Genomic DNA, 22,604 nt, shown 5'->3' with positions numbered 1-22,604 from the left:
TAAAATTCATCGAAAATTCACGAAAGAACAAGTATTTGCCTTATTTTGAGCGCTTGATCATGTCGAAAACGCGTTCTATAGTTGCTGCCGAAATAAGCGGTCGTTGATCAGGGCATGAGGGCAGGGTTAACGGTCGGTTGATGATATTTGTAATCTGGGGGAAGCCCCCAATCCGTTGAGGGAGCAAAATTATGTCCGTGCGCCTGGGCAAGAAGATTGTCTATCTTTCCGCTGTCGCGCTGCTGGTTGCAGCTTGTGCGAAAGACGAAAACAAACCGTCCGCTACCACCGATCAGTCGCAAACTGCTGTTGAGAGCGGAAGCTCTGGTACGCCGGATGCTGTTAAGACACCGACTGTTGAAGAACAGGAACTGATGACCTGGAAAGGCGGCAACGAGCAGGGCATGATTGCCTATGCCGGTACGGACCGTGTGTTCTTCCAATATGATAGCTCCGAGCTGACGGCTCATGCTCAGGATACGCTCCGCAAGCAAGCTGACTGGCTGAAGCACTATCCGCAGATCAAGGTTCAGGTTCAGGGTCACTGCGATGAGCGCGGCACCCGTGAATATAACCTCGCGCTTGGTGAACGCCGCGCGACCGCCGTTAAAAACTATCTCGTTGCTCTTGGTGTCCCGGCCTCGCGCCTCAGCACCATCAGCTATGGTAAGGAACGCCCGGCCGTTGTTGGCAACGGTGAGCAGTTCTGGAGCCAGAACCGCCGCGGTGTGCTGGTCGTCCAGTAATCCGCCTCAGGCGCAAAGAACAATGGCCCCGTGCCCGGAATTCCGGGGCGGGGTCGTTTTTTTAGAAAAGCCAATCTACTGGCGGTCTTCGCACGCCAGCCCTGTTTTTGCCGTAAAAGCAGGGGAAGTTGTAGGGAAGGAGAAACAGTATGAAAGTCAGGGCTTGGGCTCTTTCCGTTTTGATGGCGGCGCTGATGGTGCCGGCGTTTGGCACGCCCGCCGATGCGAAAAGCCGGTCGGACCAGTTGGCTGAGCAGGTGGCGCAGCTTACGCGCCAGGTTCAGTCGCTTCAGCGCAAGGTGTTCGGGGTTGACGCGTCCGGCAATGTGTCGGCACCGACCCAGCCGGCCGCGGTTTCCTCCAATGATCGTCAGGTTCTCGCCGACCTGTCGGCGCAGATCGGCGCGCTGTCACACCAGATCCGCACCCTGACGGGGCGGATGGAGCAGGTCGAATACCAGCAGCGTCAGTTCGAGGATGCGCTCGACCTCCTCAAGAAACAGATCATGCTTCAGCAGAACCAGATGGACACGGTGCAGGCCGCAGGCAAAGTGGCCCAGCCTGCTGGCACGCCTGCCGCGAGCACGACCCCGGCGCCCGCGACGGCGGAGGCCCCCAAGCCTGCCGCCCCGGCAGTTGAGCTGCCTGAGGGCGACGCCGCCAAGCAATATCAATATGCATTCGCCTTCATCCAGAAGAACGACCTGGAAAGCGGACGCATCGCCATGGAGAAATTCCTGGCGGTCAACAAGGATGAGAAGCTGGCGGGCAATGCCAAGTTCTGGCTTGGGCGCATTTATATGCTTCAGGGCAAGATGGCGCAGGCGGCCCAGCAGTTCCTTGGGCTGATCGAGAAGCATCCGAACCATGAAAAGCGTGTCGATGCGCTTGTCGACCTTTCCGAAGTGCTGATCAAGCTTGGCAGCGCATCGGACGCCTGCAATGCGCTGGCGGAATTCCGCCGCAGTGAAGCCAAGGCCAATGACCGGTTGAAGGATCGGGCGGCGGACCTTGCCAAAGAGGCGAAGTGCAGCTGATGCCTTTGAGGAGCCGCCATGGTCAGCGCTGATCCGCTCACAGCCCAGGAGGTTGCAGTCGCGCTTGATGCCTGCCGCATTGGTGCGGATGAGCAGGTTGCCATTGCGGTCTCCGGTGGGGCGGACAGCTTATGCCTCGGCCTTATGGTGGCGGCGCTTAGGCCGGCAGTGTGCCTGACCGTGGATCACGGCCTCAGGCCGGAAGCGGCGGACGAGGCGGCTATGGTCCATGACCTTCTGGCGGCCCGCGGCATCGCGCATGAAACGCTGGTGTGGGAAGGCGAAAAGCCGTCGGCCAATATCCAGGCGGCGGCACGGGGCGCCCGTTACCGCCTTTTGTGTGATTGGTGCCGGGATAAAGGCATCAAATGGCTTTTGACGGCGCACCATCAGGATGACCAGGCGGAAACTCTGTTGCTTCGGCTTGCGCGCGGTAGCGGCGTCTACGGGCTTGCCGCGATGGCGCCTGTCTCCAAACCGCCCGTGGGGGACGTGCCGCCCCGGCTTGTGCGTCCGTTCCTGGACTTTCCGAAGGCCCGGCTTATCGCCACGCTTGAAGCCATGGGGGTCACTTGGGTCGAGGACCCGAGCAATAGCTCGCTGTCCTATGACCGGGTGAAAGTGCGGGCTTTGCTGGCCGATCCGCCACTTGAGGGCCTGAGTGCCCAAAGGCTGGCTGACACGGCACGGCGGCTCAGACGCAGCCGGGACGCGCTTGAATATTATGAACACCTCTGGCTTCGGGACGCTGCGCGCCTCAGACCGGAAGGACACGCTTTTCTCAACCCGGACCTCTTGGATGCAGCGCCTGAGGATATCGTCCTTCGGGGCCTTGCGTCTCTTTGCCGCATGATCGGCGGGCGGCCGTATGTGCCGCGTTTCGAGAAGCTTGAACGCCTGCTGGAGGCACTCATGGGCGATGAGTTCAGCGGCCAAACGCTGGACGGTGTTCAGTTTGCGCCCAACCCGGGCGGCAGCATAATCGTCTTCCGCGAATTGGCGGCAATCGGCCCCGCGGAACCGCTGGTCGATCAGACTGATTGGGATAACCGGTTTGACATTTGCGCCCGCGGTGATATTGCAAAGCTCAAGATTGGTGCGCTTGGCGAAAAAGGCTGGGCGCAGCTGGTGGCTGACCGGCCGGAGATGCGGGATTGTGGCCTGCCTTATCCGGTCAGGCTCGTCCTGCCGGCGGTTTTTGATGAGGACTGTTTGCAGGCGGTTCCTCATCTGGGATATAGTGTCCGGGATGACCTTACGGTCACCTTGACGCCGAAATGGCTCACTTTGTCGAAAAAGTGAGGGCTTCTCAGGGGCGAACCCTTGCACCTGCGGGCTGGACGCTTATCTCTTGAGGTAAGCGGGACGAAAGCGGACAAGCTTTCGCGCCCTCATAGTTGCGTGAGACGCCAGTAAAAGAAAGGCGATACATAGTGAACGGTTTTATGCGAAATGCGCTCGTTTGGGTGTTGATCATCGCGCTTCTGGTTATGCTGTTCAACCTGTTCCAGGGTGGTGCCGGCAAGGTACCGGAAGTCAGCTACAGCCAGTTCCTCGATGCTGTTGAACAGAACCGTGTCGACAGTGTTGAGATAAAAGGGCAGCAGGTTTCGATCATCTATGCCAACAAAGAACATGCGAAAAGCATCAAGCCGACCGACGATTCCGAGCTTTATGGCCTGCTGCGCAAGCATAATGTCAACTTCAAGGAAGTCCCGGAAGACCAGGGCGCATTCCTGAGTGTTCTCTTCTCCTACCTGCCATTCCTGCTGATCATCGGCGTCTGGATATTCATGATGCGCCAGATGCAGGGCAAAGGCGGTGGCGGTGGTGCCATGGGCTTCGGTAAAAGCCGGGCACGCCTGCTGACCGAAAAGCAGGGCCGGGTGACGTTCGAGGATGTCGCTGGGATCGAGGAAGCCAAGGAAGAGCTTGAAGAGATCGTTGATTTCCTCAAGGACCCGCAGAAATTTCAGCGTCTTGGCGGTAAAATTCCGAAAGGCGCGCTGCTTGTCGGCCCGCCTGGTACTGGTAAAACCTTGCTCGCGCGTGCGATTGCGGGTGAAGCCAATGTGCCGTTCTTCACCATTTCGGGTTCCGACTTCGTGGAAATGTTCGTCGGTGTGGGCGCGAGCCGTGTCCGTGACATGTTCGAACAGGCGAAGAAGAACGCGCCCTGCATCATCTTCATCGATGAGATCGACGCTGTCGGCCGCCATCGTGGTGCCGGCCTTGGCGGCGGGAACGACGAACGCGAACAGACGCTGAACCAGCTGCTGGTTGAGATGGACGGCTTCGAAGCCAACGAGGGCATCATCATCCTCGCGGCAACCAACCGACCTGACGTTCTTGACCCCGCGCTTCTGCGTCCGGGCCGTTTCGACCGCCAGGTTGTTGTGCCGAACCCGGACATCAACGGCCGTGAGAAAATCCTCGGCGTGCATATCAAGAAAGTGCCGCTGGCACCGGATGTGGACATCAACACCATCGCGCGCGGGACCCCCGGTTTCTCGGGTGCCGACCTCATGAACCTCGTCAACGAAGCTGCCCTGCTGGCGGCCCGCCGCGGCAAGAAGATCGTCTCGATGGCGGAATTCGAAGATGCCAAGGACAAGGTGATGATGGGCAGCGAACGCCGCTCCATGGTCATGACCGACGATGAGAAAAAGCTCACTGCCTATCACGAAGGTGGGCACGCGCTTGTTTCCGTCTACTGCAAGTGGGCGGACCCGATCCACAAAGCCACCATCATTCCGCGCGGCCGTGCGCTTGGCATGGTCATGCGCCTGCCGGAGCGTGACGAATATTCGCAAAGCCGCCAGAAGATGCATGACAACCTGGCGATTGCCATGGCGGGGCGTGTGGCTGAGGAACTGACCTTCGGCTATGGCGCCGTAACCTCGGGCGCATCGTCCGACATCCAGTATGCAACCAACCTCGCGCGGTCGATGGTGACCAAGTGGGGCATGTCCGACAAGCTGGGCCCGCTGCTTTATTCGGCGAACGAGGAAGAAGTGTTCCTCGGTCATTCGGTGGCGCGCCAGCAGAATGTGTCGAGCGCGACAGCCAAGCTGATCGATGAGGAAGTCAAGTCCTTCGTTGAAGACGCAAACGGCCGCGCCAAGCAGATTCTGACCGAGCATAACGATCAGCTGGAACTGCTTGCGCAGGCGCTGCTGGAGTATGAAACCCTGTCGGGCGACGAGATCAAGGCTGTCATCGAAGGCAAGCCGATCCGTCAGAAACCCAAGGGCCAGGACCATCCGCCGAGCGTGACCCCGGCGGCGTCGAGCGCGGTTCCGAGCGCTGGCGCCGACCATGGCGAGCCGCAAACGCAGAGCTAAGTATCTGTGAAGACGGATAAAAACAAACCGAACACCGGCGGGGCAAGGGCTTACCTTGTACCCGCCGGTCCCGTTTACGGCGGCACGCTGGGCCTGCAGGCAGGCAGTGCTGGCCTGAGGTTCCTCACATTCCGCCTTCTGGTGCGCGAGGGTGGCAAGATCACCCACGATGAAACTGTTGCAGCTGCAACAGCTGAGGGGGCTTTCGCCCAATTTTCTTCGGAAATTCAGGATCAATTGGTGCGCCAACATGTTGCCCTTGCAACACCAAGGCCGCCGATGACGCTGCCGGGGCAGGACCGGGCGCTGACCTTCACGCGTCCGCTGATCATGGGCATTCTGAATGTGACACCGGACAGCTTTTCCGACGGCGGCAAATTCCTCGATCACGGGGAAGCGGTCCTGCATGCCCGCGCGATGATCGCCGAGGGTGCCGACATGATCGACATCGGCGGCGAAAGCACGCGCCCGGGGGCGACCCCGGTGTGGGAAGGCGAGGAAGCGACACGCGTGGTGCCGGTCATCGAAGCCCTGCAGGCTGACGGCATTCCGCTCTCCATCGATACGCGCCACAGCTTCGTCATGGACAAGGCCGTGCAGGCTGGCTGCCACATCATCAACGATGTCACGGCGCTGGAGTATGATCCCGAAAGCCTGCGCGTGGCGGCGGAGACAGACGCGCCGATCGTGCTGATGCATTCGGCGGGCGACGCCGGGAATGAAGCCGACTATGACGACGTGCTGCTGGACGTTTACGACTATCTGGCTGAGCGCGTGGCCGTATGCGAAGCGGCGGGGATCGACCGGTCCCGGCTGATCCTCGACCCCGGCATCGGCTTCGGCAAGAAGGTGGTGGCGGAGAATGTCGCGCTCATGAACGGGCTCGCGCTGTTCCACACGCTTGGCTGCCCGCTGCTGGTGGGCGCCTCGCGCAAGCGTTTCATCGGCGCGATCTCAGGGGAAGACGTGGCGGAGCGCCGCATGGCGGGCTCGGTCGCGGCAGCGCTTCATGCCGCCCGCCTGGGTGTGCAGATCGTCCGGGTTCACGATGTGGCGGAAACCGTGCAGGCGCTTAAGGTCCAGCAGGCGTTCCACGATGCCTCAATCATGGACGCCATCAAACAAAACGGTTAGAATCGCTTCTCAAACGGGCATTTCAAAAAAATAGGGTATGGGATGAGCCGCAGTTATTTTGGCACCGACGGCATCAGGGGCCGTGTCAATGAAGGGCTGATGACGCCCGATATCGCCATGCGCGTGGGGCTGGCCGCCGGCCGCGCCTTCATCCGCGGCGAGCATGTCCACCGCGTGGTGATCGGCAAGGATACCCGCCGGTCCGGCTATATGTTCGAGCCTGCGCTCGCCGCCGGTTTCGTCGCCGCGGGCATGGATGTCATCATGGTCGGCCCGATGCCAACCCCCGCCATCGCCATGCTGGTGAAATCCTTGCGCGCCGACCTGGGCGTGATGATCTCGGCCAGCCACAACCCGCACTATGACAATGGCATCAAATTCTTCGGTCCCGACGGCTACAAGCTGTCGGACGAACGCGAGGCCGAAATCGAGCGCCTGATGAAGGGCGATCTGGATGAGGCCTTGGTCGCACCCGACCGCATCGGCCGCGCGACCCGGCTTGAGGACGCGAGCGGCCGCTATGTGGAATTCGCCAAGGCGACAGTGCCCAACGGCGTAACCTTCGACGGCCTCAAGGTGGTGGTCGATTGCGCGAACGGTGCCGCCTACAAAGTGGCGCCGATGGTGCTGTGGGAACTGGGCGCCGAGGTTATCCCGATGGGCGTATCGCCGAACGGTTTCAACATCAATGCCGATTGCGGTTCCACCCACCCCGAAGCCATGTGCAAACGGGTGGTGGAAGAAGGCGCTGACCTCGGCATCGCGCTCGATGGCGACGCCGACAGGCTGATCCTGTGCGATGAGAAGGGCGAGATCGTCGATGGCGACCAGGTAATGGCGCTCATCACCCGCAACTGGCACCGGCGCGGTCTCCTCAAAGGCGGCGGGCTTGTCGCAACCGTCATGTCGAACCTGGGGCTCGAACGGCTGCTTACGGGCGAAGGCATCAAACTGGAGCGCACCAAGGTGGGCGACCGTTATGTGGTTGAGCGGATGCGGTCGGGCGGCTTCAATGTCGGCGGCGAACAGTCCGGCCATATCGTGCTGAGCGATTTCACCACCACCGGCGACGGATTGATCTCCGCGCTGCAGGTGCTGACGGAAATCCGCCAGTCCGGCTTGGCGGCGTCGGAGGCGTGCAAACAGTTCGAGCCCGTGCCGCAGATCCTGAAGAATGTCCGTTATGCGGATGGCGATCCGCTGTTGAAAGAGAGCGTGCAGGCCAGCATCAAGGCCGCCGAGGCGGAGCTGAATGGCGCAGGCCGCCTGCTCATTCGCAAGTCCGGCACCGAACCGCTTATCCGCGTCATGGCCGAGGGCGATGACGAGGGCAAGATCAACCGGCTGGTTGACCAGATCTGCCATGAGATTGAGGAGGCCGCCTGATGTCCCCCGCCGAAAAAATGGGCCGGGTGCTTATCGTCGCAGGGTCGGATTCCGGCGGCGGCGCGGGCCTTCAGGCGGATATCAAGACCGTGACCATGCTGGGGCAGTATGCGTCCACGGCGGTGACGGCGATCACGGTGCAGAACACGCTGGGGGTGACCGACGTGATGCCGGTGCCCGCTGAAACCGTGGCTGCACAGATGCGCGCCGTGATGGACGATATCGGCACCGATGTCATCAAGACCGGGATGCTGTATGACCGGGCGATCATCGACACTGTCCTGCAGGTGATCGATGATGCGGCCTTCGATGGCGACCTGGTGGTCGACCCGGTGATGATCGCCACCTCAGGCGCCAAGCTTATCGATGATGACGCGATCGAGGCTTTGAAAACGCTGGTCGCGCACGCAAGCCTCGTCACCCCCAACGCGCCGGAAGCCGAGGCGCTGACCGGCATGACCATCGACACGTTCGATGACATGAAGGCTGCGGCCTACAAAATTCTGGATAGCGGCGCGGAAGCGGTGCTGATCACCGGCGGGCACCTCGCGGGTAAGCAGGTCACCGACCTTCTCGTCAGCCTCAAGGGCGAATGCCAGATCACGTCTGACAGGATCGAAACCCGCCACACCCACGGCACCGGCTGCACGCTCGCGAGCGCCATGGCGGCCTTGCTGGCCGAGGGGCTTTCGCTTGAGGATGCGTTTGAACGCGCCCACGCGTATGTCCATACCGCCATCGCCAAGGCGCCGGGCTTCGGCAAAGGCTATGGCCCCCTGGGCCACGCGCTTGTCAGGCCGGAGACGAACTAATGCAGCTTTATTTCAGGGAACGCGGTGCCGGGGCGCCGCTCGTCATGCTGCACGGGCTTTTCGGGTCGGCCGATAACCTGGGCGGCATCGCCCGTATTCTGGAAAGCGATTTCCGCGTCATCGCACCGGACCTTCGGAACCATGGCCGCAGCCCCCATGATGACCATATGAGCTACCCTTTGATGGCGGCCGATGTGCTGGCGCTGATGGACAGCCTGGGGCTTGAGAAAGTGCACCTGTTCGGCCATTCGATGGGCGGTAAGACCGCGATGCAGCTGGCGCTCAATGCGCCTGACCGGGTTTCGAAGCTTGTGGTCGGCGATATCGCGCCGGTGGCGTATGGCCATCACCACAGCCGTATCCTTGAAGGGATGCGCGCGGTGGCGGACGCGGGCGACATGAGCCGCTCAGACGCCGAGAAAATCCTCAGCACTTACGTGGATGAGCCGGATGTGCTGAGCTTCCTTTTGACCAACTGGCGCAGGCAGGATGACGGCACGCAGGGCTGGCGCCTCAATCTGGACGCTATCGAGCGGGACTATATGGAAATTGCGGCAGCGAACACCGGCGGGCCTTTCATGGGGCCGACCCTGTTTGTGCGCGGCGGCAATAGCGACTATGTGCAGGCGGAACACCGGGAGGCGATCCTGCGGTTGTTCCCGAACGCCAGCGTGCGCACGGTTGAAGGCACGGGCCACTGGCTTCACGCGGAAAAGCCTGATCTGGTGGCGCGTATTGTTAACCGGTTTCTGATAGGCTAGAATCTTCCTTGGGTAAGAAACCGGATAAAAACTGGGCAGTTTTGAGTAGGGGATAAGGAGACAGAATGCGGGTCTTGGTGCGTTTCAGGGGGCTGATCCTGGGAGCTTTTGTGGCTGCTGCTGGTTGGACAATTGTCAGTCCGGCGGCGCAGGCGGAGAGCGAAGAGGCACTATTCCAGCATTTCGACCATCAATTCCACACCCTGACACGGCAGAAGCATATCCCCGGTGGCGCCTATGCCATCGTGCGGGACGGCGAGGTTGTCCGCATGGGCACGTTCGGCGTGCGCTCCAAGCATCATCATGCCCGGGTCGACCGCAAAACCATTTTCCGTTTGGCGTCGGTTTCCAAAACCTTCGCGGCTGACCTTGCCGGTATATTGGTCGAGGAACATAAATTCAGCCTTGATGACCCGATCACCCGCTATGTGCCGGACCTGCGCTTCAAGAAGACCGGGTTCGCCAAGGAGATCAAGATCCGCCATATCCTCAGCCACAGTGCGGGGCTGATGCCCAACTCCTACGACATGATGGTCGAGGACGGCTGGAAGATCGATAAAATCCTGCCTTACTTCAAGAAGCTGAAGCCGGTGTGCGACCCCGGTGACTGTTATGGCTACCAGAATGTGCTGTTCAGCCTGATCGGCAAGGTGGTGGAACGCGCAGCGGGGCAACCTTATTCCGAGCTGGTTGACGCCCACTTCTTCAAGCCGCTCGGCATGGCGGATGCTTCCATCGGCTATAACGCCTTCATGGCGACCAAGGACCGGGCCGACCCCCATGTCCTGACCCGCCGGGGGCTGGTGCATATCCACCCCAGCCGCACCTATTATAATGTCGCCCCGGCCGCGGGCGTGAACGCCAGTATTGAGGATATGAGCAAATGGCTCATCGCCCAGATGGGCTACCGTCCGACCGTACTGCCAGAGCCTGTGCTCAAACTTGTCACCACCAAGCAGGTGGAAACCCGGCATGAGCTTTATAAGCGCCAGTGGCGCCGCCATATTACCGATGCTTACTATGGTCTCGGCTGGCGGCTTTATGAGTTCCCGGAGGGGGAAGTGGTGATGCACGCAGGCGCGGTTAAGGGCTACAGGAGCCTGATTTCCTACTCGCGTGAGAAAAACCTCGGCCTTGTCATGCTGATGAATGCCGACAATACGGTGATCGACCGCCTCGGCGCCAATTTCTGGTCCGACGCGCTGTCGAAACTGACCACCGACCTGGCTTCCAGCCGCTGAGGCTATCCCGCTTATACATTGCTCTCGTCACTCGCCGGCTCGACCGGCGAGCCTAGGAACACATGTGTTTGAAGTGTTAGGCCCCTGTGTGCCTGGATCCGCCGGTCAAGCTGGCGGATGACGAAGGGTGTGTGGGGTGCGGATGGCCTCAGTGGCCGCCGCCGCTATCGCCGTCTTCGTCGCCCGGAAGGGGCAGAAGCCCGCCGTCATCATCCTTTGATGGGCGATGTCTATTGCCGCGGTGAGGGCGCCCGTCCTCTCGGCCGCTGGGCAGCATGCCGGCGTTGGCCTCGCGCAGCGCCTCGATCGCCTCGGGCTCGGAAATCTCGCAGTTATGGTCCTTGTCGGCGGCGTTGAACTGGCTGTGGGGGATTTTGCTGAGTTCGGCCAGGCTGATGGTGCCGGACGAATCGGCATCCACGCGCAGGAAGCCGTAGAACATGAAGGTCTTGTCCTCGAACTTGGCCAGCCTGTATTCGGTCGGGCCGAGGACGCCGTCCTTGTTCTTGTCCAACAGCTTGAACAGGCGCTGGCGCTGAAGGTCCATGTCCTGGCAGGTGGCCTTGCCGTCGCCGTCATAGTCCCAGCGGTCGATCATCTGGTGATACAGCTGTTGCATCCGCTCCGGCGGGATCGGCGGCTGGTGGTCACGTGCGTCGGGGCCACCCCTGTTCGGGCCGCCACCACAGGCACTTAAGAACGATGAAGCGACCAGAAGGACAGTCAGGGACAGGCGTGCGCGCATCGGCAAAATCTCTCGCAATCAGAAACAGTGTCGGGTGAAGGTGATACGGCTTGGCATTCCCGTCCCCTTCGGTTCCCGAACGCGACTATGGCACAGGTCCGGGCATTGCATCCAGTGCCGCTATGGCTAGAATGGCGACCAAATGACCAAGCATCGTCGGGGAAGGAGAAAAACAGGTGAATGAGGCATCAGCGAGGCCGGTTTTTCTGTTCGCGCGCCAGCGCTCCGGCACCGGGGCTTTGGCCGGGCTTCTCAACAAACATGCTGAATGCCAGGCGCTCGGCGAAGTGTTTGGGGATGCCTACGCAGGCAGCGGCACCCATTATTTCGGCTGGCTGCCGGGGGCGGTGACGGAACGCCCGGCGCTGATCCAGCCGGGGGCGGCGGCCGACCGGCTTTCGGCCTATCTGGATTTCCTGAGGGCGGGGGCGCGGAAACCTCGGCTGATCCTGGATGTCAAATTCAGCCAGACCCATCATTTCGAAGGTTATGACAAGGGGCTGGACGCCACACCGGCGCTGTTCCGCCATGTGAAGGTGCTGGGGGCGCCGGTGATCTTCCTCAGGCGGCGGAACCTGTTGCGCGCGCACCTGTCCAAACTGTCGGCCGAGGCAAGCGGCATCTGGCACAAGCGTATGGGCGAGGGGGCTTCCCTGCCGAGGTTGACGGTCGACCCGGAAGCAGTCCTCAAAAACTTGCGCGGCCGGGCGCGGCTGGAAGCCCGGGTGGACCGGTTCGCCAGCATGTTCCCGTCCAGAACCGAGCTTGAGTATGAGACCCTGTTCACCGAGGAAGGGGGCCTGACCGCAAGCGCGGCTGAGGCGCTTGAGGCGGCGCTCGGGGTGACGGGACTCGGTGCCATAAGGACCGATCAGAAAAAGCTCCGGTCGGGCGCGATCGGCGATATTGTCGAGAACGCAGATGCGCTCGAAAAAGCCCTCAAGGACACAAAATTCACCTGGATGTGTGAGGCCTGACAAGCACTTGGCGCCTAAAGTAAGATTGTTGCGCGACAATCAGGCGCAGCACAGCAATATTTCATTGACAGTTAACATTCTTCCGCTAGTTTCCGTCCCCGGTACTTCCCCCAACTGGGAAGCAGTCGTCTGAGAGGTCGGCACACACATTGGGACACGCCTCCCCAACGAGGCGCTAGCTATCTGGAAGGATAGGATATGACGAAGCCTGCTACCGCACCGCGGCGTCCGGAATTTAGCTCCGGCCCGTGTGCCAAGCGTCCCGGTTGGGCCGTGGACGCTCTCGAGAATGCCCTTGTTGGCCGTTCTCACCGCTCGAAGCCTGGCAAAGCCAAGCTCAAAGAAGCGATTGATAAAACCCGTGAAATTCTGAAGATTCCGGCCGATTATCGCATCGGTATCGTGGCTGCGTCCGACACTGGCGCGGTTGAGATGGCGCTTTGGTCGCTTCTCGGCCAGCGCGGCGTCGATATGCTCGCCTGGGAAAGCTTTGGCGCTGGCTGGGTCACCGACGTGGTCAAGCAACTGAAGCTCGAAGACGTGCGCACGCTGACCGCCGACTATGGCGAGCTGCCGGACCTCAATGCTGTCGATACCGACCGCGACGTCGTCTTCACCTGGAACGGCACCACCTCGGGCGTCAAGGTCCCGAACGCCGACTGGATTGCGGACGACCGCGAAGGCCTCACCATCTGTGACGCCACCTCGGCTGCGTTCGCCATGGACCTGCCGTGGCACAAGCTCGATGTTGTCACCTACAGCTGGCAGAAAGTTCTGGGCGGTGAAGCTGCGCACGGCATGCTGATCCTGTCCCCGCGTGCCGTTGAGCGCCTGGAAAGCTATACACCCGCGTGGCCGCTCCCCAAAATCTTCCGCCTGACCAAAGGCGGCAAGCTGATCGAAGGCATCTTCGTCGGCGAAACCATCAACACGCCGTCCATGCTGTGCGTCGAGGATTATATCGATGCGCTGAATTGGGCTGAAGGCCTTGGCGGGCTCGATGGCCTGATCGCTAAATCGGAAGCCAACCTCCGCGTGCTGGAGGATTGGGTGGCCGTGACCGACTGGGCCGGTTTCCTCGCCGAAGACAAGGCCTCGCGCTCGAACACGTCCGTGTGCCTGAAGGTTGTCGACCCGTGGTTCGCCACACTCGATGCCGACGCCCAGGCCGCCGTGCCGAAAAAGCTGGCCGCGCTTCTCGATGCTGAAGGTGTCGCCTACGACATCGGCGGCTACCGCGACGCGCCTGCGGGCCTCCGTATCTGGTGCGGCGCCACGGTCGAAGCCGAGGACCTGTCGGCGCTGACCGGCTGGCTTGACTGGGCTTACCGGACCGTGAAGGCCGAACTGGCCTGATTTCAGATGCCATGCGCCGGGGCGGAAGCCCCGGTCATTCCCGAGCATTCAGAATATTTCGAAAGGAACGATCATGCCGAAGGTGCTGATTTCCGACAAAATGAGCCCGCTTGCCGAACAGGTTTTCAAGGAGCGTGGTGTAGACGTTGACTATAAGCCCGGCCTCGATAAGGACGAGCTTCTCAAGATCATTGGCGACTATGATGGCCTTGCTATCCGGTCGTCCACCAAGGTAACCCCGACTGTGCTGGAAGCCGCCAAGAACCTGAAGGTTGTCGGCCGGGCCGGTATCGGTGTTGACAACGTGGATGTGACCGCGGCCACCAACGCCGGTGTCGTTGTCATGAACACGCCGTTCGGCAACTCCATCACCACCGCCGAACATGCCATCGCCATGATGATGGCGCTCGCCCGTTCGATCCCGCAGGCCAATGCCTCCACGCATGAAGGCAAGTGGGAGAAGTCCAAATTCATGGGTGTCGAGCTCACCGGCAAGACCCTCGGTCTCATCGGCTGCGGCAACATCGGGTCGGTGGTTGCCGACCGCGCCCAAGGCCTGAAGATGAAGGTCATCGCCTATGATCCCTTCCTGGCGGTTGAACGCGCGGCGGACCTCAATATCACCAAGGTTGAGCTTGATGAACTGTTCGAGCGCGCCGACGTGATCACCCTCCATACGCCGCTCACGGACCAGACCCGTGGCATCGTCGGCAAGGAAGCCTTCGGCAAGATGAAAAAGGGCGTGCGCATCGTCAACTGTGCCCGTGGCGGCCTCATTGATGAGGAAGCCCTCCTTGAAGCCCTGAATAACGGCATTGTGGCTGGTGCCGCGCTCGACGTTTTCGCCGTTGAGCCCGCAACCGAAAACCCGCTCTTTGGCCATGACAATGTCATCTGCACCCCGCACCTTGGCGCGTCGACCACGGAAGCCCAGGTCAATGTGGCGCTTCAGGTGGCTGAGCAGATGTCTGATTACCTGCTGACGGGGGGCGTTACCAACGCGCTCAACATGCCGTCGGTCAGTGCCGAGGATGCACCGAAGCTGAAGCCTTACATGAAACTGGCCGAACAGATCGGCAGCTTCGCGGGCCAGCTGACGGAACACAGCCTCAAGCGCGTTGTCATCGAATATGAAGGCCATGTGGCGGAACTCAACACCAAGCCGCTGACCGCCATCATCCTCGAAGGCCTGCTGTCGCCCTTGATGAGCACGGTCAACATGGTCAACGCGCCCTTGATCGCCAAGGAACGCAACATCCAGGTAACCGAGGTGAAGCACGACCGCGAAGGCGACTACCAGACGCTGATTCGTCTCTCGATCGAGACCGAAAAGCGCACCCGTAGCGTCTCCGGCACCCTGTTCGCCAACCACGAACCGCGGATCGTTGAGGTGAACGGCGTTCTCCTCGAAGCCAAGGTCGCGCCGAACATGCTCTATGTCATCAACGATGACAAACCGGGCTTTATCGGGGCGCTTGGCTCGCTGCTCGGCTTCAATGGCGTCAACGTCGCCACCTTCTCGCTTGGCCGCCGTATCGTCGGTGAAGAAGCGGTTGCGCTGGTGGCTGTCGATGAGCCGATCAAGGATATTGTGCTTGACCAGGTGGCCGCTCTCGCCCATGTACGACAGGCGAAAAAACTGTCTTTCTAACTGAGGCGAGAAGGGGACCCCGATGAACGGTCCTAAAAAAGACATGGCGGGTGGCGCGTACGCCCGCCAAGCATTGTTGCCGGAAGGCTTCCGCGACCAGCTCGCACCCTATGCAGAACAGGAAGCTGCATTGGTGCGCACGCTGGTGGATACCTATGTGAGCCACGGCTACGACCGGGTGAACCCGCCGCTGGTCGAATATGAAGACAGCCTGCTGGTGGGCGCCGGGAAAACCCGCGCCAAGCAGATGTTCCGCCTGATGGACGTGGACACCCAGCGCATGATGGCGATCCGCGCCGACATGACCATGCAGATGTCCCGCCTGGCGGCCACGCGCCTGTCGGACGCGCCCCGGCCGCTCCGCCTTGCCTACACCGGTAATGTTCTCCGCACCAAGGGCAGCCAGCTGCGTCCCGACCGCCAGTTCATTCAGGCGGGCGTGGAGCTTGTCGGCAGCCAAAGCCTGGAAGCCGAGCTGGAAGTGATCGCCGTGGCGGTCGAAAGCCTGCAGGCCGTGGGGATTGAGAATATCTCCGTCGACCTGACGCTGGCGCCGCTTGTCGGCCATATGTGCGACCAGGCCAAGCTGACCGGCGACGTGCGCGAGACCGTGCTCGAAGCCATGGAAGCCAAGGACGCCGGTGCGCTTGCCATCCTGGATGAAGAGACCCGTGCGGTTTTCACCCGCGTACTGCAGGCCACAGGCCCCGCTGACCGTGCGATGGAAATGTTGCGGACCATGGAACTCAAGGGTGCCTCAGGCAAACTGATTGCCCGCCTTGGCCGCCTCGTCGATATGATCGGCGAGCGTCTGCCGGACGTGACCGTGACGGTCGACCCGTGCGAATGCCACGGCTTCGAATATAAAACCGGCATCGGATTCGCGCTTTTTGCCAAGGGCGCACAGGGCGAGCTGGGCCGTGGCGGCCGCTATATGGTCACGCATCCGGACGGCCACGAAGAGGAAGCGACCGGCTTTTCGGTCTATCTCGATACGCTGATGCGCACGCTTCCCATGCCTGACGCACCCAAAAAACTCTATGTGCCGCATGGGACTTCCGCTGCCGTAGCTGCCCTCTACCGGAAGGACGGCTGGCGTACGATCCAGGGCCTTGCCGGAACCGCGGACGCGGAGAAAGAGGCACGTCTTTTGGGCTGCGGTCATATCTTGCTTGATGATACGGTTCGGGCCGTATAAAAGCCCACTTTTACGGGCATCCAAATAAGGGGATTTCTGATGGGCAATGTCGTTGTTGTCGGCTCGCAATGGGGCGACGAAGGCAAGGGCAAAATCGTTGACTGGCTTTCCGAACGCGCCGATGTGGTCGTGCGTTTTCAGGGTGGCCATAACGCCGGTCATACGCTGGTGGTTGACGGTAAGGTCTATAAGCTGTCCCTGATGCCGTCCGGCGTTGTGCGCGGCGGCAAGATCAGCGTGATCGGCAACGGCGTCGTCGTTGATCCGTGGGCGCTCTTGTCCGAAATGGACAAGCTGCGCGACCAGGGCGTGGACATCACGTCCGAGACGTTGCAGATCGCTGCAAACGCTACGCTCATCATGCCCTACCACCGTGAACTGGATGCCCTGCGCGAAGACGCGACCAAGGGCGTCAAGATCGGTACCACCCGCCGCGGTATCGGCCCGGCGTATGAGGACAAGGTTGGCCGCCGCGCGATCCGCGTGTGCGACCTGCAGTCCCGCGAAACCATTGAAGCCCGTCTTGAAGTCGCGCTGACGCACCATAATGCCGTGCGCCGTGGCCTCGGTCAGCCGGAAGTGGACGGCAAGGTCATCGCCGACGAGCTGATGACGCTGGCGCCCCAGATCCTGCCCTATATGCACAATGTCTGGCGCACGCTGGATGACGCGCAGAAAAGCGGTAAGAAAATCCTGTTTGAAGGCGCGCAAGGCTCGCTTCTGGACATTGACCATGGCACCTATCCGTTTGTGACCAGCTCCAACACAGTCGCAGGCCAGGCGGCTGGCGGGTCGGGCATGGGGCCGCGGGCGCTGGATTATGTGCTCGGCATCACCAAGGCCTACACCACGCGTGTGGGGTCAGGCCCGTTCCCGAGCGAGCAGGACAATGAAGTCGGTCAGTATCTGGGTGAGAAGGGCCACGAATTTGGTACCGTCACCGGTCGTTCGCGCCGTTGTGGCTGGTTCGACGCCGTGCTGGTTCGCCAAAGCCTGACCATCGGCGGTGTCGACGGTATCGCGCTCACGAAACTGGACGTGCTTGACGGCATGGACGAACTGAAGGTCTGTGTCGGCTACAAGCACAAAGGCGAAGTCATCGACTATCTGCCTTACGGCATGGAAGACCAGGCCGCGATCGAGCCGGTCTACGAAACCCTCGAAGGCTGGCAGGAAAGCACTTTCGGTGCCCGTAGCTGGGCCGATCTGCCGGCGACCGCGGTGAAATATATCCGCCGGATCGAAGAGCTGATCGGCGTTCCGGTGGCGCTTCTGTCCACCAGCCCGGAGCGTGACGATACCATTCTGGTCCGCGATCCGTTCCAGGACTAGGTCTCAAGGCTATATACTAGCCTTAAGCGTTTGTGATAAAACGCCGCTAACTCATGAGAGTTGCGGCGTTTTTTTTGTAATAATTTGCATTTTGAAACGCTATGATTCACATTTGTTAACAAAATAGAGTAAGACTGTCATACGCACGTGGACAGGAATGTAACCATAGTGGTGTACATAGGTCTTAAAGGGGGAACATTGTGAGCGGGGAGTCTGCACCCGTCCCACCCGGTCAGAGCGCCTTCGGCGAACGGTACGTGGTCATGACTGCGTCGCCGCTGCCGGAGTTCAGCACGGCCGGTGGCGAAGCCTTCAAGGTCAACGACCAGCAAGAGCCTGGCCGTGAGCTTTATGCGCTCGTTCACAATCCGCTTGTTCCCTTGCGCAATGATGTCTACCGCAGCATCAAGGGGCGGCCGATCCCCAATATGGTCAATCCGGTCGACCGGGGCCTGATGTCGATAGACAAGAATGGCCGCAAGCAGCGGCTGGTTACCATATTCGAGCGGCCGGTGGGCGGCCCACTGATGGGGCCTGACGGCAAGGTCAACCCGAGGGTCAATACCAACCGCCTCAGACAGCATGTGGTGCTTTCTGTCCTAAAGGCGTTGGCCGCGCTGCATAAGCGCGGCATTTTCCACCGGAACCTGAAGCCCAGTAACATGTATTTCGCCACCAAGGATGGGGACGAGGTCTGGATTGGGGAGTGTTACAGCACGCCGCCCGGCTTCCGCCAGCCATTCGCACTGGAGGCGCTCGACCTTGCGCTCGCTGACGATACGGCGCGCGGCGCAGGCAGCATGGATAGCGATTTCTATCAGTTCGGTGTCGCGCTTCAGTGCCTGTATTTCGGGGAACAACTGTGGCAAGGCCGCAAACGCGACGCCATGGTCATGGCGCGGATCAACCAGGGGTCCTATTGGGCGCTTTCGGGCGGGCGCGATATTCCGGGCGCGCTTGGGTCGCTGATCAAAGGCATGATGGCTGATGAACCCGATGAACGCTGGGGTGCGGAGGACGTGCTCGATTGGTTCGATGGTGTCGGCAAGCCCAAGCGCACCAGCCTCAAGGCCTGGACAATGAACCGGCCGACCAATTTCAAGGGCGTGGCCTATGTGGACAGGCGCCTGCTCGCGGATGCGTTCGCACGGGAACCGCGGGAAGCGGCCAGCTTCCTGAAAAAGCTCGATTTTCCATCCTGGGCGCAATTGTCGTTCCGGGATGAAATCCTGACGGAACGTCTTGAGGCGGTGATCGATGTCCGCCCGGCGGAAGGCTTTTCCGGCGCGCGGGCCGACGATTACAAAATGGTCTCGCGGGTTTGCATGTTCTTGCATCCCACAGGGCCGGTCCATTTCAGGGGCCATTCCATGTTCCTGGATGGCATGGGGTCGATGATTGCTGATGCCTTCGCCCGGGATGACCGGGATTTGCTCGCCGTCATTACCGACATGATGGACCAGAAATTCATGAGCGCGCTGACCGAAATCTGCGGCCCCAGGGACCCGGGGTTTGCCCAGCGGCTGCAGGACTTCAAGCGGCTGTTCCATCACGGGACCAGCAAATCTCTCGGCCGCGGGATGGAGCGGGTGCTCTATGAAATGAACCCGATCCTGCCCTGTATCAGCCCGCGGTTCGACAATGTCTGGATTGGGTCGATCAAGCAGTTGATGAATGCGCTTGACCGTTTGTCGGCGTCCGGGGGCGGCCGCAATATCCTTCTGGACCGTCATGTTGCGGCTTATTGCAATACCCACGGGCCGGATCTCAGCCGTGATTTCAATAAACTGGCGGCGGCCCAGAACGACCCGGGCCGGTTTGCCAGCCTGTCGGCCGAGTTTTTCGGGCTGCTCCAGCGCCGCTTCAAGATGGGTGCGCTGCCCCACCTGACCGAGAAGCTGGTCGATAGCCTTGGGCCTGTGGTCAAGGGACTGAAGAACAAGAAGCGCCGGGAGACGGTGCAGCAGCAGCTCGACAAGATCAAGAAGGGCGGGGATATCACCCGGCTGACCTCGGACGTCAATATGCTGCAGGTGCAGGCGGAGGACGCGCGCGAATTCGGCCAGGCCCGCAACCTTATCCACCGGATCGAGCGGGAGCGTGCCCGTCTTAACCGTAAAATCCTGCCGACAGACCCTGAAGCCAGGTTGAAGGGAATCAAAGGTAGCCGGACACTTGCCTTTGTAGTTATGGTGCTCGTCGGGTTCCTGACGATGTTCCCGGGATAAGATCATGGCCAAGAAACCACAACAGCAGCCGAAAAAAGCCCCGATGCGCCAGCGCCGTCGGCGGAAACCGACGAGCGAAATCGGCGGCCTCGCCCCCCTGGTCGTGGTCGGCCTTATCGGTATTTCGATGTTCAAGCTGGCGGTTGCGGGGCTGTTGCTGATTGGCCTGCTCCCCACCTTCGTGCTGGGGATCACGGGCCGGGGCGAGCATAAAAACTACAAACTGCAATGTGTGGCCTTTGCCAATATCGCTGGTGTGCTGCCCTTTGTTCGGCAGGTGTGGGACCACCCGCGGGAGCTTATGCAAACCGTGATCGATCCCTTGGTGGTCGTGATCATGTTTGGCTCGGCGGCGATTGGCTATGCGCTGATTTATGTCGGGCCGATGGTGGCCGCTGTGGTGCTGCAAAGCCTGGCGCAGGAACGGCTCAAGACATTGTCGCAACAGCGGACAACGCTGGTTGAAGCCTGGGGGCCGGAAGTGCTGGGGGCGGCACCGAGTGGCGATGAGCCAGACTGGGCCAACAAAACCCCCAAACGCCCGCAGTGACAGGCTGACTGTTCATGGAAAAAGCCGGGTCATTGCCCGGCTTTTGTTTTTGGTGCGTTGATGCCTCAGGGCAGGGGGTGCCTCAGTCGGATGACTTATCCGGATTGCCGAGACCTGTTTCCTGCGCTTTCTGACGCATGGCTTTCTGGACCTTTTCAAACGCCCGCACTTCGATCTGGCGTACGCGTTCGCGGCTGACGCCATATTGCTGCGACAGTTCCTCAAGGGTTGTTGCAGGTTCCTTGAGCCGGCGTTCGGTCAGGATATGCTTCTCGCGCTCGTTGAGGTCTGCCATCGCCTCGGACAGCAGTTCCATCCGCTGGTCCCGTTCCTCATTCTCGGCAACCTGGGTTTCCGCGTCCGGGTTTTCGTCGATCAGCCAGTCCTGCCATTCGCCTTCGGCGTCGGCGCGGAGAGGCGCATTGAGGGAATGATCCATCGCGGTCATGCGGCGGTTCATGCTGATGACATCGCTTTCGGGCACGTCCAGCTGCTCGGCGATTTTGGCGACATTCTCAGGCGTCAGGTCGCCTTCCTCGATCGCTTCGATCTGGCCCTTCACGCGGCGGAGGTTGAAGAAAAGTTTCTTCTGCGCCGCCGTGGTGCCGATTTTCACCAGCGACCAGCTGCGCAAGATATATTCCTGGATCGCGGCGCGGATCCACCACATGGCGTAGGTGGCCAGGCGGAAGCCTTTTTCAGGGTCGAAGCGCTTGACCGCCTGCATCATGCCGACGTTGCCTTCGGAGATAAGGTCCGCCACCGGCAGGCCGTAGCCGCGGTAGCCCATGGCGATCTTGGCGACAAGGCGCAGGTGGCTCGTCACCATCTTGTGCGCGGCTTCGCGGTCGCCATGCTCGGTCCAGGCCTTGGCGAGCATATATTCCTCATCGGCACCCAGCATCGGAAACTTGCGGATTTCCTGCAGGTACGAACTGAGGCTGCCCTCAGGCGACAGAGTTGGCAGATTGGAAAGATTGCTCATATGTGTCCTCGCCCCTCCGGGATTTTGCAGTGGCCCGCATGGCGGACCGGCCCCGGTATCATGATCTAGTCTCTAGCCTAGCTTGGTTCCTTGACCCCTGTCAAACCGGCCCGTGGACGCAGCCTTCACACCTTATAGGGGTCAAGCGCGGCCAACAGGTCGGCCATATCATGTGGGAGTTCGCTTTCAAATTTAAAGGTCTTGCCGCTGATGGGATGAATAAATCCCAGCACGCGGGCATGAAGCGCCTGGCGTTTGAAGCTCTGGAGCGCTGCCCGGGCGTCGCCTTTCACGCTGTTCGACAGCTTGATGCCGCGGGCATAGACCGGGTCCCCGATCAGCGGGTGGCCGATATGGGCCATATGAACCCGAACCTGGTGGGTGCGCCCGGTCTCGAGCCGGCATTCGATCAGACTGGCGAGCGGCGTGCCGTTCACCTGATAGTGCGCGAGCGTCTCATAGTGGGTCGCGGCCCATTTGCCGCCGCGGTCGGTCACCGCCATGCGCTTGCGGTCAACCGGGTGGCGGGCGATGTCGCCCTCGATACGGCCCTTGGGCGGCACCGGGTGGCCCTTGCAGACGGCGGCATAGACCCGTTCGATGGTATGGGCGGCGAACTGTTCGGCAAGGCCGTGGTGTGCCTTGTCGTTCTTCGCCATGATCAGGAGGCCGCTGGTGTCCTTGTCGATACGGTGGACAATACCGGGGCGTCTGACACCGCCGATCCCGCTCAACGAAGCGCCACAGTGATGGAGGAGGGCGTTCACCAGCGTGCCGGACGGGCTGCCGGGTGCAGGATGCACCACCATGCCCGCGGGTTTGTTGACCACGATCAGGTCGTCATCCTCATAGACCACATCCAGCGGGATATCCTCGGCCTGCGGCTCGGCCTCCTCAGGCGCAGGAATATTGACCCGGTAGCACTCTCCCGGTTTGACGGCCTGCGACGGGCTCTTTATGGTGGCGGCTGCATCACCCGTGCGCGTGACCTCGCCCTCCTTGATGAGGGCCTTGAGGCGCGAACGTGAGAGGTCGGGCAGGGCATCGGCAAGGATCTTGTCGAGCCGGGCGCCTGCCATCTCATCGGTGATATGTATGTCGAATTTGTCGGTCATGGAGAC

General features: G+C 60.9%; 19 protein-coding genes. 16 read left to right on the top strand and 3 right to left on the bottom strand.

Going from position 1 to position 22,604, the window contains the following annotated elements; genetic code table 11:
• Positions 1-191 precede the first annotated feature (191 nt).
• From pal to K6118_RS00820, 9 genes are all read left to right on the top strand, one after another.
• Positions 192-746 (top strand): peptidoglycan-associated lipoprotein Pal, encoded by a 555-nt coding sequence (gene pal / locus K6118_RS00860; RefSeq protein WP_247118233.1) that lies wholly within the window; start codon positions 192-194, stop codon positions 744-746.
• A 149-nt stretch (positions 747-895) separates the two neighbouring features.
• Entirely contained in the window at positions 896-1,783 is an 888-nt protein-coding gene (locus tag K6118_RS00855) for a tetratricopeptide repeat protein (protein WP_247118232.1), read from the top strand.
• Between the two features lie 18 nt (positions 1,784-1,801).
• Positions 1,802-3,085, top strand: a complete 1,284-nt coding sequence (gene tilS, locus K6118_RS00850) for a tRNA lysidine(34) synthetase TilS (RefSeq protein ID WP_247118231.1) — start codon at positions 1,802-1,804, stop codon at positions 3,083-3,085.
• Between the two features lie 131 nt (positions 3,086-3,216).
• Positions 3,217-5,127, top strand: a complete 1,911-nt coding sequence (gene ftsH / locus K6118_RS00845) for an ATP-dependent zinc metalloprotease FtsH (RefSeq protein ID WP_343269747.1) — start codon at positions 3,217-3,219, stop codon at positions 5,125-5,127.
• A 6-nt stretch (positions 5,128-5,133) separates the two neighbouring features.
• Entirely contained in the window at positions 5,134-6,261 is a 1,128-nt protein-coding gene (folP, locus tag K6118_RS00840; protein WP_247118230.1) for a dihydropteroate synthase, read from the top strand.
• Positions 6,262-6,303: 42 nt separating this feature from the next.
• A complete protein-coding gene (gene glmM, locus K6118_RS00835; protein ID WP_247118229.1) occupies positions 6,304-7,647 on the top strand; it encodes a phosphoglucosamine mutase in 1,344 nt (447 codons plus the stop codon).
• Entirely contained in the window at positions 7,647-8,459 is an 813-nt protein-coding gene (gene thiD, locus K6118_RS00830) for a bifunctional hydroxymethylpyrimidine kinase/phosphomethylpyrimidine kinase (RefSeq protein ID WP_247118228.1), read from the top strand. The genes glmM and thiD overlap by 1 nt, the downstream gene beginning before the upstream one ends.
• The gene (locus K6118_RS00825; RefSeq protein WP_247118227.1) at positions 8,459-9,220 is read left to right on the top strand and encodes an alpha/beta fold hydrolase; all 762 of its coding nucleotides are present in this window, start codon (positions 8,459-8,461) and stop codon (positions 9,218-9,220) included. Before thiD ends, K6118_RS00825 begins: the two co-directional genes overlap by 1 nt.
• A gap of 65 nt (positions 9,221-9,285) precedes the next feature.
• On the top strand, positions 9,286-10,461 hold the full coding sequence (locus K6118_RS00820) for a serine hydrolase domain-containing protein (RefSeq protein ID WP_247118226.1): 1,176 nt from the start codon (positions 9,286-9,288) through the stop codon (positions 10,459-10,461).
• A 148-nt stretch (positions 10,462-10,609) separates the two neighbouring features.
• Here the strand turns inward: K6118_RS00820 and K6118_RS00815 are convergent, their stop codons facing one another.
• Complete coding sequence (locus K6118_RS00815) at positions 10,610-11,206, bottom strand: EF-hand domain-containing protein (protein WP_247118225.1); 597 nt, start codon at positions 11,204-11,206, stop codon at positions 10,610-10,612.
• 176 nt (positions 11,207-11,382) lie between these two features.
• Here K6118_RS00815 and K6118_RS00810 point away from each other — a divergent pair, with 176 nt between their 5' ends.
• The 7 genes from K6118_RS00810 to K6118_RS00780 all read left to right on the top strand — a co-directional run bounded on the left by K6118_RS00810 (position 11,383) and on the right by K6118_RS00780 (position 20,498).
• Entirely contained in the window at positions 11,383-12,183 is an 801-nt protein-coding gene (locus K6118_RS00810; RefSeq protein ID WP_247118224.1) for a sulfotransferase, read from the top strand.
• Between the two features lie 198 nt (positions 12,184-12,381).
• Positions 12,382-13,539 carry a phosphoserine transaminase gene (locus tag K6118_RS00805; protein WP_247118223.1) on the top strand — a complete coding sequence of 386 codons (1,158 nt, stop codon included), beginning with the start codon at positions 12,382-12,384 and terminating at the stop codon, positions 13,537-13,539.
• A gap of 73 nt (positions 13,540-13,612) precedes the next feature.
• Positions 13,613-15,190, top strand: a complete 1,578-nt coding sequence (gene serA / locus K6118_RS00800; protein WP_247118222.1) for a phosphoglycerate dehydrogenase — start codon at positions 13,613-13,615, stop codon at positions 15,188-15,190.
• 22 nt (positions 15,191-15,212) lie between these two features.
• Positions 15,213-16,388 carry an ATP phosphoribosyltransferase regulatory subunit gene (locus K6118_RS00795; RefSeq protein ID WP_247118221.1) on the top strand — a complete coding sequence of 392 codons (1,176 nt, stop codon included), beginning with the start codon at positions 15,213-15,215 and terminating at the stop codon, positions 16,386-16,388.
• A 39-nt stretch (positions 16,389-16,427) separates the two neighbouring features.
• Positions 16,428-17,720 (top strand): adenylosuccinate synthase, encoded by a 1,293-nt coding sequence (locus K6118_RS00790; protein WP_247118220.1) that lies wholly within the window; start codon positions 16,428-16,430, stop codon positions 17,718-17,720.
• Between the two features lie 200 nt (positions 17,721-17,920).
• Entirely contained in the window at positions 17,921-19,948 is a 2,028-nt protein-coding gene (locus K6118_RS00785; RefSeq protein WP_247118219.1) for a hypothetical protein, read from the top strand.
• 4 nt (positions 19,949-19,952) lie between these two features.
• Positions 19,953-20,498 (top strand): hypothetical protein, encoded by a 546-nt coding sequence (locus K6118_RS00780; protein ID WP_247118218.1) that lies wholly within the window; start codon positions 19,953-19,955, stop codon positions 20,496-20,498.
• An 82-nt stretch (positions 20,499-20,580) separates the two neighbouring features.
• Here K6118_RS00780 and rpoH read toward each other — a convergent pair whose 3' ends face one another.
• Together rpoH and K6118_RS00770 are read right to left on the bottom strand one after the other, a co-directional pair.
• A complete protein-coding gene (rpoH, locus tag K6118_RS00775; protein WP_247118217.1) occupies positions 20,581-21,483 on the bottom strand; it encodes an RNA polymerase sigma factor RpoH in 903 nt (300 codons plus the stop codon).
• Positions 21,484-21,608: 125 nt separating this feature from the next.
• The gene (locus tag K6118_RS00770; protein WP_247118216.1) at positions 21,609-22,598 is read right to left on the bottom strand and encodes an RluA family pseudouridine synthase; all 990 of its coding nucleotides are present in this window, start codon (positions 22,596-22,598) and stop codon (positions 21,609-21,611) included.
• Between the last annotated feature and the right edge of the window lie 6 nt (positions 22,599-22,604).

The sequence above is a fragment of the Kordiimonas marina genome, from assembly GCF_023006325.1.
In the GTDB taxonomy this organism is placed as follows: Bacteria; Pseudomonadota; Alphaproteobacteria; order Sphingomonadales; family Kordiimonadaceae; genus Kordiimonas; species Kordiimonas marina.
This window is presented reverse-complemented; position numbering and strand designations above follow the sequence as displayed.

Excerpts from the sequence above, each read along its gene's own strand:
- pal (WP_247118233.1), top strand. The coding sequence starts at position 192 with ATGTCCGTGCGCCTGGGCAAGAAGATTGTCTATCTTTCCGCTGTCGCG.
- K6118_RS00855 (WP_247118232.1), top strand. The coding sequence starts at position 896 with ATGAAAGTCAGGGCTTGGGCTCTTTCCGTTTTGATGGCGGCGCTGATG.
- tilS (WP_247118231.1), top strand. The coding sequence starts at position 1,802 with ATGGTCAGCGCTGATCCGCTCACAGCCCAGGAGGTTGCAGTCGCGCTT.
- glmM (WP_247118229.1), top strand. The coding sequence starts at position 6,304 with ATGAGCCGCAGTTATTTTGGCACCGACGGCATCAGGGGCCGTGTCAAT.
- thiD (WP_247118228.1), top strand. The coding sequence starts at position 7,647 with ATGTCCCCCGCCGAAAAAATGGGCCGGGTGCTTATCGTCGCAGGGTCG.
- K6118_RS00825 (WP_247118227.1), top strand. The coding sequence starts at position 8,459 with ATGCAGCTTTATTTCAGGGAACGCGGTGCCGGGGCGCCGCTCGTCATG.
- K6118_RS00820 (WP_247118226.1), top strand. The coding sequence starts at position 9,286 with ATGCGGGTCTTGGTGCGTTTCAGGGGGCTGATCCTGGGAGCTTTTGTG.
- K6118_RS00815 (WP_247118225.1), bottom strand. The coding sequence starts at position 11,206 with ATGCGCGCACGCCTGTCCCTGACTGTCCTTCTGGTCGCTTCATCGTTC.
- K6118_RS00805 (WP_247118223.1), top strand. The coding sequence starts at position 12,382 with ATGACGAAGCCTGCTACCGCACCGCGGCGTCCGGAATTTAGCTCCGGC.
- serA (WP_247118222.1), top strand. The coding sequence starts at position 13,613 with ATGCCGAAGGTGCTGATTTCCGACAAAATGAGCCCGCTTGCCGAACAG.
- K6118_RS00795 (WP_247118221.1), top strand. The coding sequence starts at position 15,213 with ATGAACGGTCCTAAAAAAGACATGGCGGGTGGCGCGTACGCCCGCCAA.
- K6118_RS00790 (WP_247118220.1), top strand. The coding sequence starts at position 16,428 with ATGGGCAATGTCGTTGTTGTCGGCTCGCAATGGGGCGACGAAGGCAAG.
- K6118_RS00780 (WP_247118218.1), top strand. The coding sequence starts at position 19,953 with ATGGCCAAGAAACCACAACAGCAGCCGAAAAAAGCCCCGATGCGCCAG.
- rpoH (WP_247118217.1), bottom strand. The coding sequence starts at position 21,483 with ATGAGCAATCTTTCCAATCTGCCAACTCTGTCGCCTGAGGGCAGCCTC.
- K6118_RS00770 (WP_247118216.1), bottom strand. The coding sequence starts at position 22,598 with ATGACCGACAAATTCGACATACATATCACCGATGAGATGGCAGGCGCC.